The following is a 1,554-nucleotide window of genomic DNA, read 5'->3' as shown; positions in this document are numbered from 1 at the left end:
TTTCACACCCCCGTGTGGAGGCTGGGACATTTTGTCAGCAAACATTTTTTGCTGGTGTTTTGTTTTGCTGGGTTTTCGGACTCGCGTTTTTCTTTCGATTGCGCCCTGCGGGGTGTGGTTGTGAGTCTTCAACGGAGAGTTTGATCCTGGCTCAGGACGAACGCTGGCGGCGTGCTTAACACATGCAAGTCGAGCGGTAAGGCCTTTCGGGGTACACGAGCGGCGAACGGGTGAGTAACACGTGGGTGATCTGCCTCGCACTCTGGGATAAGCCTGGGAAACTGGGTCTAATACCGGATAGGACCACTGATCGCATGGTTGGTGGTGGAAAGATTTATCGGTGTGAGATGGGCCCGCGGCCTATCAGCTTGTTGGTGGGGTAATGGCCTACCAAGGCGACGACGGGTAGCCGGCCTGAGAGGGCGACCGGCCACACTGGGACTGAGACACGGCCCAGACTCCTACGGGAGGCAGCAGTGGGGAATATTGCACAATGGGCGGAAGCCTGATGCAGCGACGCCGCGTGAGGGATGACGGCCTTCGGGTTGTAAACCTCTTTCGACAGGGACGAAGCGCAAGTGACGGTACCTGTAGAAGAAGCACCGGCCAACTACGTGCCAGCAGCCGCGGTAATACGTAGGGTGCGAGCGTTGTCCGGAATTACTGGGCGTAAAGAGCTTGTAGGCGGTCTGTCGCGTCGTCCGTGAAAACTTGGGGCTCAACCCCAAGCTTGCGGGCGATACGGGCAGACTTGAGTACTTCAGGGGAGACTGGAATTCCTGGTGTAGCGGTGAAATGCGCAGATATCAGGAGGAACACCGGTGGCGAAGGCGGGTCTCTGGGAAGTAACTGACGCTGAGAAGCGAAAGCGTGGGTAGCGAACAGGATTAGATACCCTGGTAGTCCACGCCGTAAACGGTGGGTACTAGGTGTGGGTTTCCTTCCACGGGATCCGTGCCGTAGCTAACGCATTAAGTACCCCGCCTGGGGAGTACGGCCGCAAGGCTAAAACTCAAAGGAATTGACGGGGGCCCGCACAAGCGGCGGAGCATGTGGATTAATTCGATGCAACGCGAAGAACCTTACCTGGGTTTGACATACACCGGAAACCTGCAGAGATGTAGGCCCCCTTGTGGTCGGTGTACAGGTGGTGCATGGCTGTCGTCAGCTCGTGTCGTGAGATGTTGGGTTAAGTCCCGCAACGAGCGCAACCCTTGTCCTGTATTGCCAGCGGGTTATGCCGGGGACTTGCAGGAGACTGCCGGGGTCAACTCGGAGGAAGGTGGGGACGACGTCAAGTCATCATGCCCCTTATGTCCAGGGCTTCACACATGCTACAATGGCCGGTACAGAGGGCTGCGATACCGTGAGGTGGAGCGAATCCCTTAAAGCCGGTCTCAGTTCGGATCGGGGTCTGCAACTCGACCCCGTGAAGTTGGAGTCGCTAGTAATCGCAGATCAGCAACGCTGCGGTGAATACGTTCCCGGGCCTTGTACACACCGCCCGTCACGTCATGAAAGTCGGTAACACCCGAAGCCGGTGGCCTAACCCCT

1 rRNA gene is annotated in these 1,554 nt (G+C 57.5%); it reads left to right on the top strand.

Features of this window, described 5'->3' with window-relative positions:
- Positions 1–128: 128 nt before the first annotated feature.
- Positions 129–1,554, top strand: a 16S ribosomal RNA gene (locus ACFUUZ_RS31665); the annotation flags it as partial.

Origin of the sequence: Nocardia sp. NPDC057353 (assembly GCF_042667085.1) — a bacterium.
Lineage (GTDB): Bacteria > Actinomycetota > Actinomycetes > Mycobacteriales > Mycobacteriaceae > Nocardia.
Note: the sequence above shows the minus strand (reverse complement) of the source record. Positions and strands in the feature narration are given on the sequence as shown.